The organism is Polynucleobacter sp. UK-Mo-2m-Kol15, assembly GCF_018881505.1.
GTDB lineage: Bacteria > Pseudomonadota > Gammaproteobacteria > Burkholderiales > Burkholderiaceae > Polynucleobacter.
In genome coordinates, this window is sequence record NZ_JACVQC010000001.1 from 239,773 (window position 1) to 254,409 (window position 14,637).

The 14,637-nt window shown below is 45.1% G+C and carries 15 protein-coding genes; 11 read left to right on the forward strand and 4 right to left on the reverse strand.

What is annotated here, in order from left to right; genetic code table 11:
• Positions 1-27 precede the first annotated feature (27 nt).
• The 4 genes from yidC to rpmH are packed head-to-tail and all read right to left on the reverse strand — an operon-like array spanning position 28 to position 2,449.
• Positions 28-1,740 carry a membrane protein insertase YidC gene (yidC, locus tag ICN43_RS01265; RefSeq protein WP_216196864.1) on the reverse strand — a complete coding sequence of 571 codons (1,713 nt, stop codon included), beginning with the start codon at positions 1,738-1,740 and terminating at the stop codon, positions 28-30.
• Positions 1,741-1,750: 10 nt separating this feature from the next.
• Positions 1,751-1,987, reverse strand: a complete 237-nt coding sequence (gene yidD, locus ICN43_RS01270; RefSeq protein WP_216196865.1) for a membrane protein insertion efficiency factor YidD — start codon at positions 1,985-1,987, stop codon at positions 1,751-1,753.
• A gap of 1 nt (position 1,988) precedes the next feature.
• Positions 1,989-2,306 carry a ribonuclease P protein component gene (locus tag ICN43_RS01275; protein ID WP_216196866.1) on the reverse strand — a complete coding sequence of 106 codons (318 nt, stop codon included), beginning with the start codon at positions 2,304-2,306 and terminating at the stop codon, positions 1,989-1,991.
• A gap of 8 nt (positions 2,307-2,314) precedes the next feature.
• Positions 2,315-2,449, reverse strand: a complete 135-nt coding sequence (gene rpmH, locus ICN43_RS01280; protein WP_011903922.1) for a 50S ribosomal protein L34 — start codon at positions 2,447-2,449, stop codon at positions 2,315-2,317.
• Positions 2,450-2,670: 221 nt separating this feature from the next.
• On the opposite strand from rpmH, the gene dnaA reads away from it, so the two are divergent.
• The 11 genes from dnaA to atpB all read left to right on the forward strand — a co-directional run bounded on the left by dnaA (position 2,671) and on the right by atpB (position 14,624).
• Positions 2,671-4,095, forward strand: a complete 1,425-nt coding sequence (gene dnaA / locus ICN43_RS01285; protein ID WP_216196867.1) for a chromosomal replication initiator protein DnaA — start codon at positions 2,671-2,673, stop codon at positions 4,093-4,095.
• Positions 4,096-4,359: 264 nt separating this feature from the next.
• Entirely contained in the window at positions 4,360-5,475 is a 1,116-nt protein-coding gene (dnaN, locus tag ICN43_RS01290) for a DNA polymerase III subunit beta (protein WP_216196868.1), read from the forward strand.
• Positions 5,476-5,486: 11 nt separating this feature from the next.
• Complete coding sequence (gyrB, locus tag ICN43_RS01295; protein ID WP_216196869.1) at positions 5,487-7,985, forward strand: DNA topoisomerase (ATP-hydrolyzing) subunit B; 2,499 nt, start codon at positions 5,487-5,489, stop codon at positions 7,983-7,985.
• Between the two features lie 5 nt (positions 7,986-7,990).
• Entirely contained in the window at positions 7,991-8,485 is a 495-nt protein-coding gene (locus tag ICN43_RS01300) for an SET domain-containing protein (RefSeq protein ID WP_216196870.1), read from the forward strand.
• A gap of 8 nt (positions 8,486-8,493) precedes the next feature.
• The gene (locus ICN43_RS01305) at positions 8,494-8,712 is read left to right on the forward strand and encodes a DUF3717 domain-containing protein (RefSeq protein ID WP_216196871.1); all 219 of its coding nucleotides are present in this window, start codon (positions 8,494-8,496) and stop codon (positions 8,710-8,712) included.
• A gap of 148 nt (positions 8,713-8,860) precedes the next feature.
• Positions 8,861-10,786, forward strand: a complete 1,926-nt coding sequence (mnmG, locus tag ICN43_RS01310; protein WP_216196872.1) for a tRNA uridine-5-carboxymethylaminomethyl(34) synthesis enzyme MnmG — start codon at positions 8,861-8,863, stop codon at positions 10,784-10,786.
• Complete coding sequence (gene rsmG, locus ICN43_RS01315; protein ID WP_216196873.1) at positions 10,779-11,441, forward strand: 16S rRNA (guanine(527)-N(7))-methyltransferase RsmG; 663 nt, start codon at positions 10,779-10,781, stop codon at positions 11,439-11,441. Before mnmG ends, rsmG begins: the two co-directional genes overlap by 8 nt.
• Before the next feature lie 24 nt (positions 11,442-11,465).
• The gene (locus ICN43_RS01320; protein WP_216196874.1) at positions 11,466-12,236 is read left to right on the forward strand and encodes a ParA family protein; all 771 of its coding nucleotides are present in this window, start codon (positions 11,466-11,468) and stop codon (positions 12,234-12,236) included.
• Positions 12,237-12,258: 22 nt separating this feature from the next.
• Complete coding sequence (locus tag ICN43_RS01325) at positions 12,259-13,146, forward strand: ParB/RepB/Spo0J family partition protein (protein ID WP_216196875.1); 888 nt, start codon at positions 12,259-12,261, stop codon at positions 13,144-13,146.
• 68 nt (positions 13,147-13,214) lie between these two features.
• Entirely contained in the window at positions 13,215-13,709 is a 495-nt protein-coding gene (locus ICN43_RS01330) for an ATP synthase subunit I (protein ID WP_216196876.1), read from the forward strand.
• A gap of 39 nt (positions 13,710-13,748) precedes the next feature.
• Positions 13,749-14,624 carry a F0F1 ATP synthase subunit A gene (gene atpB / locus ICN43_RS01335; RefSeq protein ID WP_216196877.1) on the forward strand — a complete coding sequence of 292 codons (876 nt, stop codon included), beginning with the start codon at positions 13,749-13,751 and terminating at the stop codon, positions 14,622-14,624.
• Positions 14,625-14,637: the final 13 nt, after the last annotated feature.

Sequence of the window (14,637 nt, forward strand, 5' to 3'; positions counted from 1 at the left end):
CACACCTTATTTATCTTTAAGCAAGCTTTATTTGGCTGGCTTCTTTGCAAACATTTGATTGATCTGCCATTGTTGTGCAATCGACAGTAGGTTATTTACAACCCAGTACAAGACCAAGCCCGCCGGGAAGAAGAAGAACATCACAGAGAATACAAGCGGCATATACATCATTACCTTCGCCTGAATCGGGTCTGGTGGCGTTGGGTTCAGCTTGGTTTGTACAAACATGGATGCGGCCATGATGATTGGCAAAATTCCGATTGGGATTGACGTTAAACCAATCAAATCACTAATTGAGGTATCGGGCAAAGACAAATCGTGAACCCACAATATCCAAGGGGCACCGCGCAACTCTACAGAAGATAACAACACCCAGTAAAGTGCAATAAATACTGGTATCTGAATTAATACAGGCAAACATCCACCCAGAGGATTAATTTTTTCCTTACGATACATTTCCATCATGGCTTGGTTGAGTTTTTGTGGCTCACCCTTGAACTGCTCCTTCATCACCATAAGGCGTGGTTGCACCTCTTTCATGCGCGCCATTGATTTATAGCTTGCGGCAGACAGTGGGAAGAAAACCAACTTAATCAAAATGGTCAGCAAGATAATGGACCAACCCCAGTTACCCACATAGGCATGAATATTTTCTAGCAACCAAAAAATGGGTTTAGCAAGAATGGTGAGGTAGCCATAGTCTTTTAATAAAGCAAATCCAGGGGCAATAGTTTCTAAAACACTTTCTTCTTGGGGACCCACAAACAGCCTTGCCTTCTCAACAAACACAGTGCCTGGCGCAACTACACCCAAAGGGGTTTGTATGCCAATACGGTAAAGATTGTTATCAATTTTTCCAGCATAAATATCGCGCACCGTCTTGTCGCCAGGAATCCAAGCGCTGGCAAAGTAATGTTGAACCATGGCAACCCAAGCGGGGTCACCAGCAGCTACTTGGGTTGGAATGGTGATTTTGTTTTTATCGATCTCTGTGAATTCAAGCTTATTGAATTTTTCCTTTTCTGTGTATGCGGCTGGCCCAGTAAAAGTGGTCGCAGAGAATGCGCCATCGAATGGCCCAATTTTTTGTTCTTGGGAGGCGTCTCGGACAAGTTCCGTGTACAAAACCAATGCTGCTGTATTTGAGTTGCTTTGTGTAACACGGTGCCCCACATCAACAACATAACTTCCAGGACTCAAAATAAACGTCTTTTCTAGCTTTACACCATTTCGCTCGCCAACCAAAACAACAAAGGGTTTGCCAGACTCATCTTTACCAGACTGAAGTAATTTAAAAGTGCTGGTGTGATTTGGCAGGTCTGTATTACCTAAGGCAATTAGTCCGGAACGTGCAAAATACTTATGACTTGGCGTGTATTGAAATAATTCAACGGGTTTTTGCTCCGCAGTAAGTTGCTTCGGCAACTTCGCCGCAATAATATTACCGCCATTGGCACTAATTTCTAAAACTAATACATCGTTTTGCAAAACAAATTTTTCTGATGTTTCAATTGCGCCAACGATGGCTATGGGGGCTTGCTTTGGTGCAATATCGCTTGGGGCTTGAATCGGGGATGGAACATCTATTCGGGCTGCCGGCGCCTTGTCGGCCGCAACAGTCGTGTTTGCTGGGCTTCCACCAAACATTGATGGCTTACCTTCACTAACCTGCCAGTTGTTGTACAACATCAAACCTGACATCGAAAAGACTGCCCAAAGAATTGTTTTTTTAAAGTCCATTTGCATTCACTTAATGATGAGATCTTGGTTTTACTGCAGGGTCATGTCCACCTTGTGACCAAGGGTTGCAACGCAAAATGCGCCAAACCATCAGCCTAAAGCTTTTAAAAAATCCGTAATTGGCAAAACAGTCGCATGCGTATTGAGAACAGCTAGGTACAAACTTACAGTGCATACCCACAAATGGGCTGAGCACAATTTGATAGAGCCTAACAAATTTAATGGCTAATTTATTGAATAGATGCACGTTAAATTAATCCTGCGATTTGAGTACGCAAGGCCGCCTTTTCTTTGCCCCTTAATCTACCGCGAGTTTCGCGACCAATTGGTTTTTTCAGCTTCACTACAACATCGCTATTAAGGCTTGTTGTTTGAGCGCCTCTGACCAATTCACGAATCATGCGCTTTAATTGGTTGCGATCCACCGCACGCTTAGCTAGTTTTTTAGCTACCGCAATACCTAAATCTGGTTTTTCGCCCTGATTAATGCATGCCAAATACAAACCCCAATGCAAACTTGTCTTGGGGCGTGTTTTTAGTAATTCAGAAATCCTAGCGCTATTCAAATGCTAAATTAAACCGCTAAACGTTTGCGGCCCTTAGCGCGACGCGCGTTTAATACTGCACGCCCACTTTTGGTTTTCATACGAATACGAAATCCGTGGGTGCGTTTGCGACGTGTTACTGAGGGTTGGTATGTTCTTTTCATGTTTCATCCTGCAAAACCCAGTATTTTCCTTGTTGGATGACAAAAGGTCAACCGCTCATGAAGAATATATAGGTATTTTTCTCTATTTATTTAATTATTTTTTCTAAAATATTGATTTATATGGTTTTTATGGGTTTATTAACAAGTTATCCACAGGTTTTCCACGATTTTCTTGCTTGTGGATAACTTTGGAGGGTGGCTACAATGATTCCTCCAAAAGTATGAGCAACCTACAGAACCCCCCCACATTGAACTCACCTAGCCCCCTGGGGTTTTGGGATGACGCACTTGGCACACTTGCTAAGGAGCTTTCCCCCCAACAATTTAAAACCTGGATTCAGCCGTTAAGCCTAATTTCTTATGATAAAAGTGAGGGCTCACTCATTGTAGGCGCCCCAAACAGGTTCAAGCTTGACTGGATCAAAAAGACATTTAATGAGCGCTTTCAAGTTATGGCGGATCAATATTTTGGCCGGCAAGTTGCCTTGCACTTTGTTCTCAGTGTTGAAGGTTCGGGCGGTCAAACGGAAGAACTTAGTGTGTCTCAGGAAAAACCCGAGCCGCAAGGGCTTGTGGTTAATTCAGATTCGGCCTCTACAGAAGAGCAGGCTTTTGAAATTGAAGACCACTCCAAACTTAACCCCAACCTTACTTTTGAGACTTTTGTAACAGGAAAAGCCAACCAACTTGCGAGGGCCGCTTCCATCCAAGTTGCACATAACCCAGGCACTTCCTATAACCCAATGTTTCTATATGGTGGGGTAGGTTTAGGTAAAACCCATCTGATCCACGCCATTGGAAACCACCTTCTAAAAGAAAAGCCTAACGCTCGAATTCGATACATCCACGCTGAGCAATATGTTTCGGACGTCGTTAGGGCATATCAACAAAAGGCTTTTGACCGCTTTAAACGCTACTACCACTCGCTCGACCTACTGTTAATTGACGATATTCAGTTTTTTAGCGGGAAATCAAGGACTCAGGAAGAGTTTTTCTACGCCTTTGAGGCGCTCTTAAGCAATAAAGCCCAAGTCATTATCACGAGTGACACATACCCCAAGGAGATGGCAGGAATTGATGATCGCCTGATTTCTCGTTTTGACTCCGGCCTAACGGTGGCTATAGAGCCGCCGGAGCTAGAGATGCGTGTCGCCATTTTGATGAAAAAAGCATTAAGTGAAGGCATCCCCATGAGTGAAGACGTCGCCTTCTTTGTGGCCAAACACCTTAGGTCAAATGTGCGTGAGTTAGAGGGTGCATTGAGAAAAATTTTGGCATTTGTACGCTTTCATGGGAAAGAAGTCACTATTGATGTAGCTCGCGTGGCCTTAAAAGACCTGCTTTCAATACAAAATCGGCAGATTTCAGTTGAAAACATCCAAAAAGCGGTGGCGGACTTTTACAGCATTAAGGTTGCAGACATGTACTCTAAGAAGAGGCCTGCAAACATTGCACGGCCAAGGCAAATTGCGATGTTTATGGCTAAAGAGTTAACCCAAAAAAGTCTACCCGAGATTGGCGAGCTGTTTGGTGGGCGAGACCACACCACCGTTTTACATGCTGTTAGAAAGATTGGTGAAGAGCGCTCGCGTGATGGTCAACTCAACCATGAAATCCACGTTATTGAGCAAACCCTAAAATCATAGGTTTTTAGTTGTGGATAAGGCTGTGGACAGCTTAATGGATAACTTTGGGGATAAGGTGTTGATAAATTGTGGAAAGCTCGCGCTTCATGCAAAAATAGGGTGTTGAGAAAAAGTTGTCCACTATTTATGCAGTGCTTATACAAAAGTTTTCCACAGGTTTTGCTGTTTTTAATGGGTTGATTTACATACGATTTTTGACTTATCCACCGAAATAACGAGCCTTATTACTACTACTAATAAGATATATACAAGGATTTAAAAGCAATGCAACTCGTAAACACTTCACGTGATAGTTTGTTAAAACCACTCCAGGTTGTTAGTGGCATTGTTGAACGTCGACATACTTTGCCAATCTTAGCGAATCTGTTATTTAAAAAGCAGGGGGATAGAGTATCTTTTATATCAACGGATATAGAGATTCAAATAACAACCAATGCGAATTTTGGTGTTGGTGTAGAGGATGTAACTACTACGGTTGCAGCAAGAAAGTTGTTAGATATTCTGCGTGCACTTCCAGAGGGTCCGGTAGCGCTGAATCTTAAAGATAACAAAATGGTTGTGCAGAGTGGTAAGAGCCGCTTTTCTTTACAAACCCTTTCTGCAACAGAGTTTCCCGTAATGCAAAGTGTTGGTGAGGTGACTGCTAGTTGGAAGATGACTCAGAAGAGTTTTCGGCAACTGGTTGGTCAAGTACATTTTGCAATGGCACAACAAGATATTCGTTACTACCTTAATGGCATGTTATTGGTTGTAGAGGGTAAGCAAGTTATTGCTGTCGCTACAGATGGCCATCGTTTAGCTTATTCTCAAGTTGAATTAGCTGAGGCTCCGGTAGGGTCTGGTGAGAGACAAGAAATTATTATTCCTCGCAAAACTATTCTTGAGTGCCAACACTTACTTGAGGACTCAGATGAGTTGCTTGAGATGAGTCTCACATCAAACCAGGTGAAATTTACATTTGGTGATATTGAGTTGATATCTAAATTGGTTGAGGGTAAGTTTCCTGATTTTCAGCGAGTTATTCCTAAGGGCCATAAAAATTCTTTAGTAGTGGGGCGTGATGTTCTTCAATCTGCACTTCAGCGTGCTGCGATCTTGACAACCGATAAGTTCAAAGGCGTACGCTTTTCTTTATCATCAAATCGAATTACTGTTCAATCTACGAATGCCGAGCAGGAGGAGGCGCAAGAAGAGATAGAGACTGAATATGGTGGTGATGCAGTTGAGATAGGTTTTAATGTAAGTTATTTACTAGATGTTCTATCAAACCTAAAGAATGAAAAAATTCAAATTAGTTTGGGTGATGCAAACAGTAGTGCGGTAATTACTTTACCGGGCTCTGAAGACTTCAAGTATGTTGTGATGCCAATGCGTATTTAATTTAGAAAAAAATGACCGAAGAAAAAAAAGTAGTAGAGCAGTATGGTGCATCGTCAATCCAAATCTTAGAAGGTCTTGAGGCTGTTCGTAAACGTCCGGGTATGTACATCGGAGATACTTCTGATGGGACAGGTCTACACCATTTAGTATTTGAGGTTTTAGATAACTCTATCGATGAGGCGTTAGCAGGTTATTGCTCTGAGATTACCGTTGTTATTCAAACAGACAACTCAATCTCTATTGTTGATAATGGCCGCGGTGTACCAACAGGTATCAAGTACGACGACAAGTATGAGCCGAAAAGAAGTGCGGCTGAGATTGTGATGACGGAGTTACACGCTGGTGGTAAGTTTGATCAAAATAGCTATAAAGTTTCTGGTGGTTTACATGGAGTGGGTGTTAGTTGTGTAAATGCACTCTCTAAATGGTTAAAACTCACCATTCGTCGCGATGGTAAAGCACATTACATGGAGTTTGCCCGCGGCGTTATTCAAAATCGCAACATTCAAGAAGAGAATGGTGTTGCCGTATCGCCAATTACTATTACTGGTGACACAACCCTATCAGGCACAGAAGTTCATTTCTTGGCGGATGAAGATATCTTTGGAAATGTTGAGTTTCACTACGAGATACTGGTTAAACGTATACGTGAACTCTCATTCTTAAATAATGGTGTTCACATTAAATTAATTGACCAGCGCTCAGGTCAAGAAGAGGACTTTGCTTTCTCTGGAGGTGTAAAAGGGTTTGTTGAATACATCAATCAAACAAAGAATGTTTTACACCCTAATATTTTTTATGCAGAAGGGATTCGTCCTTCGGATTTGGGTGGCAACATTACTGCAGAAGTTTCAATGCAGTGGAATGATAGTTTCAGCGAACAAGTTCTTTGTTTTACCAATAACATTCCACAACGTGACGGTGGTACTCATCTAACAGGCCTACGCGCAGCCATGACACGCGTCATCAATAAATATATTGATGAGCATGAGGTTGCTAAAAAAGCGAAGGTGGAAATTTCAGGTGACGATATGCGCGAGGGGCTTGCTTGCGTTTTATCTGTGAAAGTACCTGAACCAAAGTTCTCAAGTCAAACAAAAGACAAGCTGGTTTCTAGTGAGGTTCGTGGCCCGGTAGAGGAGATTGTTGCCGAAGCTTTGAGTGCTTATTTACAAGAGCGCCCAGCAGATGCCAAGATTTTGTGCGGAAAAATTGTGGATGCTGCACGTGCTCGCGAAGCAGCACGAAAAGCCCGTGATATGACTCGCCGCAAAGGTGTTTTGGACGGCCTGGGTCTCCCAGGAAAACTGGCTGATTGCCAAGAAAAAGACCCCACAAAATCTGAATTATTTATTGTCGAGGGAGACTCTGCAGGCGGCTCTGCAAAGCAGGGCCGTGATCGACGCTTTCAGGCAATTCTTCCCCTTAAAGGAAAAATCCTTAACGTTGAGAAAGCCCGATTCGATAAGATGTTGGCCAGCCAAGAGGTGGTTACTTTAATTACCGTTCTTGGAACCGGCATTGGTGTTGAGGAATACAAGGCTGATAAGCTGCGCTATCACCGCATCATCATCATGACCGATGCGGACGTCGATGGTAGCCACATTCGTACACTCTTGCTCACCTTCTTCTATAGACAGATGCCTGAGTTGATTGAGCGCGGACACATTTATATTGCCCAACCCCCACTCTACAAGGTGAAGTTTGGTAAAAATGAGCAATACATCAAGGATGATGCCGAATTAAACCAACTTTTATTAAAAATTGCCTTAGAGTCAGCATCTCTTCAAACCCCAAGCGGTGAAATTATTGAGGGTGCTGCTTTGGGGGAGTTAGCCAAACACTATCAAGTTATTCAGTCTGTTGTGGATCGATTGTCACGCACCATTGATGAGGATGCCTTACGTGCGATTGCGTCTGGTACTCAGTTAAACCTCGATACCGAGAAGTCTGCACAAGAGTCCGCCGAGCGTCTTCGTGTTGCGCTTGCTGAGTCCTTAAACCCCTTGGCTCTTCCACCAGAAATTATTGTTCAAAAAGAAGAGCGTACCGACAGGTTTAAGCTTCTACTGTCTCGTCGCATTCATGGCAACCTGAAGTTGTCGGCAATTAATTCCGACTTTGTTCATGGCGACGACTATCAAAGTCTGGCAAATGCTGCGGCTGTTCTGTCCGGTAAAGTGTTGCCTGGTTCGAAGGTCCGTCGAGGAGATCCAGATAAAAACCAAAAAGAACAAGCCATCCAAAACTTCAGGGCAGCATTTTCTTGGTTGCTTTCCGAGGCTGAGCGTGTACTCAGTCGCCAGCGATATAAGGGTCTTGGTGAAATGAATCCATCCCAGTTATGGGAAACCACAATGGATGCAGGTTCGCGCACACTACTTCAAGTCAAAATTGAGGATGCTATTGCCGCAGACCAAGTCTTTACTACCCTAATGGGTGATGAGGTTGAGCCGCGCCGCGCGTTCATTGAGAAAAATGCTTTGATTGCTCGCAACCTGGATGTTTAACTTAAATGAGTAAAAAGAAATTAGCGGTTCCAAAAATTGATCGTTCACGTATTGTTGTGAGATCTTCCCCGATTCATGGCAAGGGCGTGTTTGTTGTAAAGCCTATTAAAAAAGGCGATGCCATTATTGAGTACAAAGGGCAACGTATCAGCTGGAAGCTGGCGGAAAAGCGGCATCCGCACGACCCAAAAGATCCAAACCATACTTTTTATTTTTCTTTAGAGGATGGGCGCTGTATTGATGCTAAGTATGGCGGGAATGCGGCTCGCTGGATTAATCATTCCTGTAAACCCAGCTGTGAAACTCGTGAAGATAGTTTTAATGGTAAGCCCCGCGTATTTATTTATGCGAAACGTGATCTTAAGTTGGGCGAAGAGCTTTTTTATGATTACTCGCTTGACATCGAAGGCCCTGTTACTAAACAAATGAAGAAAGATTATGAGTGTCGCTGTGGTGCAAAAAAATGCCGCGGGACGATGTTGGCTCTCGACCTTAAGTAATCCAAAAAATGTTGTTTCTCAGCATTCAGGATTTGGAGGCCGCCATTAACTATTGGCGCAGCCAATCACCTGCGGTTGGTGAGGAGTTGCGCTTGTGCCCCGAGGCTGCAGCGCTTGCAAAACCTTACGCCCTGATGATTGTTCAGGGCGCCCAAAGGGTTCCCATGGATGTATTGGATGAACCGGCAAAATTAGCTATCCAAGGCTACCTCAAAATAAATGGGTGAGCCAGCCCATAAGCCTTCAGCTTTTTGTAAATTTACAATTAAATCAATAACTTACAATATTAAAAATTAATTCATCTGATCTCCGGTCATATTTGTTTCACGTGAAACCAACAAAATGCTATGATCATCGCCCTATCTGAGGCAAATCATGCATTATTCAAAGAACTTCGATGTCATTGTGGTTGGTGGTGGTCACGCCGGAACTGAGGCCGCTCTCGCGGCTGCGCGCATGGGATCCGAAACCCTTCTGATTACCCACAGTATTGAGAGTTTGGGCGCTATGAGCTGTAACCCCTCAATTGGTGGTATTGGTAAGGGCCACCTAGTTAAGGAGATTGATGCAATGGGTGGTGCCATGGCGGCCGCCACTGACGAGGCTGGAATTCAATTTCGGATCTTAAATTCGAGCAAGGGCCCCGCTGTCCGAGCCACCCGTGCACAAGGCGATCGTGTTTTATATAAGGCGGCCATCCGTCGTCGCCTCGAAAACCAAGTAAATCTAACCCTCTTCCAGGCTGCGGTAGATGATCTTCTGGTTGTGGGTGATGAAGTTCAGGGTGTGGTTACGCAAATGGGGTTGAAGTTTATGGCCAAAAAGGTGGTGCTCACTGCAGGCACTTTTTTGGATGGCAAGATTCACGTTGGTTTAAATAATCACGCCGGCGGCCGAGCTGGCGATCCTGCCGCCGTTTCTTTGTCGGCCAGACTAAAAGAGTTGAAACTTCCCCAGGGGAGATTAAAGACTGGCACCCCACCCCGGATTGATGGAAGAACTATTGATTTTTCGGTGATGATGGAGCAGCCGGGGGATTTAGACCCGGTACCTGTTTTCTCCTATCTAGGTCGACCAGAGCAACACCCCAGGCAAGTTCCTTGTTGGATTTCTCATACAAATGAGCAAACACATGACATTATTCGGGGTGGCCTAGATCGCTCCCCAATGTATACCGGAGTTATTGAGGGGGTTGGCCCGCGCTACTGCCCCTCTATCGAGGACAAGATCCATCGTTTTGCATCTAGAAATAGCCACCAAATCTTTTTAGAGCCAGAAGGACTAACAACCAACGAGTTTTACCCCAACGGCATTTCTACTAGCCTCCCCTTCGATATTCAATGGAGTTTGGTGCGAAGCATTCGGGGCCTAGAATCTGCTGTGATTGTGCGCCCCGGTTATGCAATTGAATATGACTTCTTTGATCCGCGCCATTTACGACATAGCTTAGAGACTAAGGCGATAGCTGGGCTTTACTTTGCCGGTCAAATTAATGGTACAACAGGCTACGAAGAGGCCGCCGCTCAAGGGATGTTAGCCGGCATTAATGCTAGCTTGGCAGCGCAGGGAAAAGAGCCATGGCTCCCCAAACGGAGTGAGTCCTATATTGGCGTCTTAGTAGACGACCTTATTACCCTGGGGGTCCAGGAACCCTATCGCATGTTTACTAGTCGAGCAGAATATCGCCTGAGCTTGCGCGAAGATAATGCTGATCTGCGCCTAACCACCATTGGCCGTGAGCTTGGCTTGGTAGACGACAACCGCTGGAATGCGTTCCGCAGAAAACAAGAGGCTGTTTCACGTGAAACATCCCGCTTGCAAGATATTTGGATTGGGCCAAAGCATGGGTCCGCAAAGGCGGTTTCTGAGCTTTTAGGCCAAGACCTATCACACGAGTGTAGTTTGGTCGATCTTTTGCGCCGCCCCGGCATCACTTATGAGGCGGTCACGAGTTTGGCCGAGGGCCTTTGGTCGCCGGGCGCCCTGGATGATGACTTGGGTTTAGCGCAGCAAATTAGCGACCAAGTTGAAATTTCTATTAAATATCAAGGTTATATAGACAGGCAAGCAGTTGAGATTGCCCGACAAGAGCATAACGAGAGCTTCCCCTTGTCCGAGGCTTTGGACTATACCCAGGTTCTTGGCTTGTCTAAAGAGGTGCAGCAAAAACTGAACCTTCATAAGCCTAGCACTTTAGGTCAGGCCGGTAGGATTTCCGGTGTTACGCCGGCAGCCCTCTCTTTATTACTGGTTCATCTAAAAAAAGGCTTAGGCCGGACCCAAGAAGAAACCCATGAGTAATGACTTGGTTTCTTTGGGGATTGAGGAATTGGGTCTCAATCTCAGTCCCGCGAATATTGGAGATTTAGAGCTCTTTTTGCAGGAAATGGGCCGGTGGAACCGGGTGCATAATTTGACTGCAATTGAGGGTGAAAAGAACTCTGTTCGTTTGCATCTAATTGATTCCATTACAGTTTTACCAATAATGCGCCAATTTCTGACATTAAAAAACCCTAAAATCGCAGACCTTGGTTCAGGCGGCGGCCTACCTGCAATCCCCATTGCCATATTGCAGCCAGAGTGGCACCTGACATTAATTGAGGCGATCCGTAAAAAAACAGCATTCTTGCAACATGTACGCGGTAAGTTGGGCTTGCAGAACATCCAAGTTATGACTGAGCGCGCTGAAGTGGTGGCGCAGTCGCAAGCAGGACGCTTTGATGCGGTAATTTCTAGGGCATTTACTAACCTTGCCCACTTTCTAGAGCTTTCCTTTCCCCTTCTGAAGTCCGATGGTTTGGTATTTGCGATGAAGTCTAAGCGCGCAGATGAGGAGTTGCGGGATGTTTGCATGGATGACTGGCGATTGGTGGCTGACGAGCCTCTGCGAATCCCCAATTTAGAGGTGGATCGCCGGCTTTTAGTCTTATCCCCCATGAGAAAATTACCCCTTTAAAGCTCGACATTTTTAAGAAAAACTATGGCTAAAATATTTTGTATTGCGAATCAAAAAGGCGGGGTTGGAAAAACTACCACTGCCGTTAATTTGGCCGCAGGTTTAGCCGGGCACCAGCAACGTGTTTTGTTGGTAGATTTGGATCCACAGGGTAACGCCACAATGGGATCTGGAATTGAAAAAGCAGATCTCAATAGCACTGTGTATCAAGTGTTAATTGGCTTGTCATCAGTGAAAGAATCTTCGGTACGTTGTGATAGTTCTGGCTATGATGTGTTGCCAGCAAATCGCGATTTAGCCGGTGCGGAAATTGAGCTGGTAGATTTAGATTCCCGTGAGCAACGATTGAAAGATGCGCTTGCGCTCGTTGCAAAAGACTATGACTTTATTTTGATTGATTGCCCCCCTGCACTATCTTTGTTAACGTTGAATGGATTGTGTGCAGCAAACGGCGTGATTGTGCCAATGCAGTGTGAATATTTTGCATTAGAGGGGTTGTCAGATTTAGTAAACACAATCAAACAAGTGCATGCAAATTTAAATCCCGATTTGGTAATCATTGGTTTGTTGCGAGTGATGTTTGATGCGCGCATGACCCTTCAACAACAAGTTTCCGATCAATTGCTTGAGCACTTCGGCGACAAAGTATTTAAGAGCATTATTCCCCGCAATGTCCGCCTCGCCGAAGCCCCGTCATATGGGCTTCCGGGGGTGGCTTTTGATAGGTCATCCCGCGGCGCTAAGGCCTACTTAGAGTTTGGCGCCGAGATGATTGAGCGCATTAAGCAAATGTAAAACCTTGGAACAATAAAATATTATGGTTGCAACAAAGAAAAAAGGCTTGGGTCGTGGCTTAGAGGCCTTGCTCGGCGACAAAGCGCAAAAGGAAAGCACGGCAGAAATTAATCGCCTGCCATTAACGGCATTGCAGGCCGGTAAATACCAGCCACGTCAAAAAATGGAAGCAGGCGCATTACAAGAGTTAGCTGAAAGTATTCGCGAGCAAGGTGTGATGCAACCATTGTTGGTGCGCTTGGTTGCCCCGGGAAAATATGAAATTATTGCCGGTGAGCGCCGCTTTCGTGCAGCAACTTTAGCTGGCTTAAAAGAGGTGCCCGTTTTGGTTTCTGTAGCAAACGATCAGGCTGCCGCGGCAATGGCTTTGGTTGAGAACATGCAGCGTGAAGATCTGAATCCGCTGGAAGAATCCCAAGGTCTTGCAAGATTGATCCAGGAGTTTGGTTTTACGCACGAACAGGCAGCAAAAGCGATCGGCAAGTCACGTAGTGCCGTAACCAATTTATTGCGCTTGAACCAGTTAGCAAAACCAGTCCAAGCGATGCTTTTGGCGGGCGAGATTGATATGGGGCATGCCCGCGCTCTATTGCCCTTGCCCGGAGCCAGCCAAGTTGCTTTGGCACAAAGAATTGCGGCCCAAGGCCTTTCTGTCAGAGAGGCGGAGAGAATGTCTGCTGCCCTTGCGCTTGCTGGCGGTCAGATTGGGGATAAACAAGCTAAAACGCAGCCTGGGGTTGGCTCACCAAGCCGTGACCCAGATATGCGCCGTTTAACTCAAGAAATCGCTGATTTAATAGGCTTAAATGCAGAATTTAAGTTTAAGGGCAAGGGCGGCGAGCTCAGAATCCGCTTTAGCCAATTTGATGAGTTGGACTCTTTATTGAAAAAGCTTGGCATTGAGACGTAAAAGTCTTCAAAAATGACCCTAAAACATTTGACCTATTGCAGTGCACACATTAAACTCACGGGGCTAAATTGATTCCTCAAAAAAATCGATTTTCCGAGGCAAAGGATTGGGATGAGCCCGAAGAAGAGGTGTATCGGGTTTTAAGTAAAGAGGAGATGACGGCGCTGCAAGCTAGCAACGCTGTTAAACACCCCCCACTGTCGCCCTGGAGAATTTTGGCTGCGCAAGTTGTGCTTACTGCGCTCAGTATGGCGATTTGGTCAATTTTTGGGGAGCCGGCGGGTGTAAGCCTTTATACTCAGTCGGCCTTTTTAGGTGGTTTAATCAGCGTCTTGCCGTCAGCCCTGTTTTTAATCAGGCTGGAGTTAGCAAAAAAAGCGCAAGTATTAAATCCAGGGAATTATTTAGCAGCATTAGTTTCGGGCGAATTTATCAAAATCGTCGTGACTTTGATGTTGTTTTTAGGGGTTGCATATTGGCTTCCGGGCGTATTTTGGGTCCCGTTGTTGGTGACTTATGTGCTTGCCCTTAAGTGTGTGTGGCTAGCGTGGTTGTGGCGCTAAGAGCAATAAATGAGATTGAAACAAAGGACTAGTTAAGAGATGTCTAGCGAAGTAAACCAAGCCCACGCGGCAGCTGAACAAATGACGCCAACAGCGTACATTTCTGAGCACTTACAAAACCTTAACAATACGGGTGGGCCACAGACGTCCATCATTGATTTCAGCATAATCAATTTAGATACGATTTTTTGGGCATCAGCCATGGGCTTGCTCGCCGTATTTATTTTGTTGATTGCAGCGCGCCGAGCAACTCCAGGTGTGCCGGGCCGCTTCCAGTGTTTTGTTGAAATGATTGTGGAGATGGCTGAGACACAATCGAAAAGTATTGTGCATGGCGACCGCTCTTACATTGCGCCGCTTGCCTTGTTTGTGTTTTTTTGGATCATCCTTTTAAATACCCTCGACTTGATCCCGGTGGATTGGGTTTTAGGTGTTAATCATTTCATCGAAAGCTTTGGTGTGCATGTGCCTCACCACAAAGTGGTTCCTACAACCGACCTAAATGCAACGATGGGTATGTCTATGTCCGTTCTGCTTTTAGTTTTCTTTTACAGCTTTAAAGTTAAAGGTTTCGGCGGCTTTTTGCATGAACTCATTTCTGCCCCGTTTGGTGCGAAGTGGTACCTAGCCCCATTTAACCTTGCTTTGAACATCATCGAATATCTTGCTAAAGGCGTTTCACTAGGAATGCGACTTTTCGGCAATATGTATGCCGGCGAGCTGGTTTTCTTGTTGATCGCATTACTAGGCAGTGTGTGGACATTTAATTTAGATTTATCCCTGTTCGGATTGGTGGGCCATGTTATTGCTGGATCGGCTTGGGCCATCTTCCACATTTTGGTTATTTTGTTGCAAGCCTTTATTTTCATGATGTTGACCCTGGTTTACATCGGGCAAGCACATAGCCACCACTAAGATTTTTAACTTA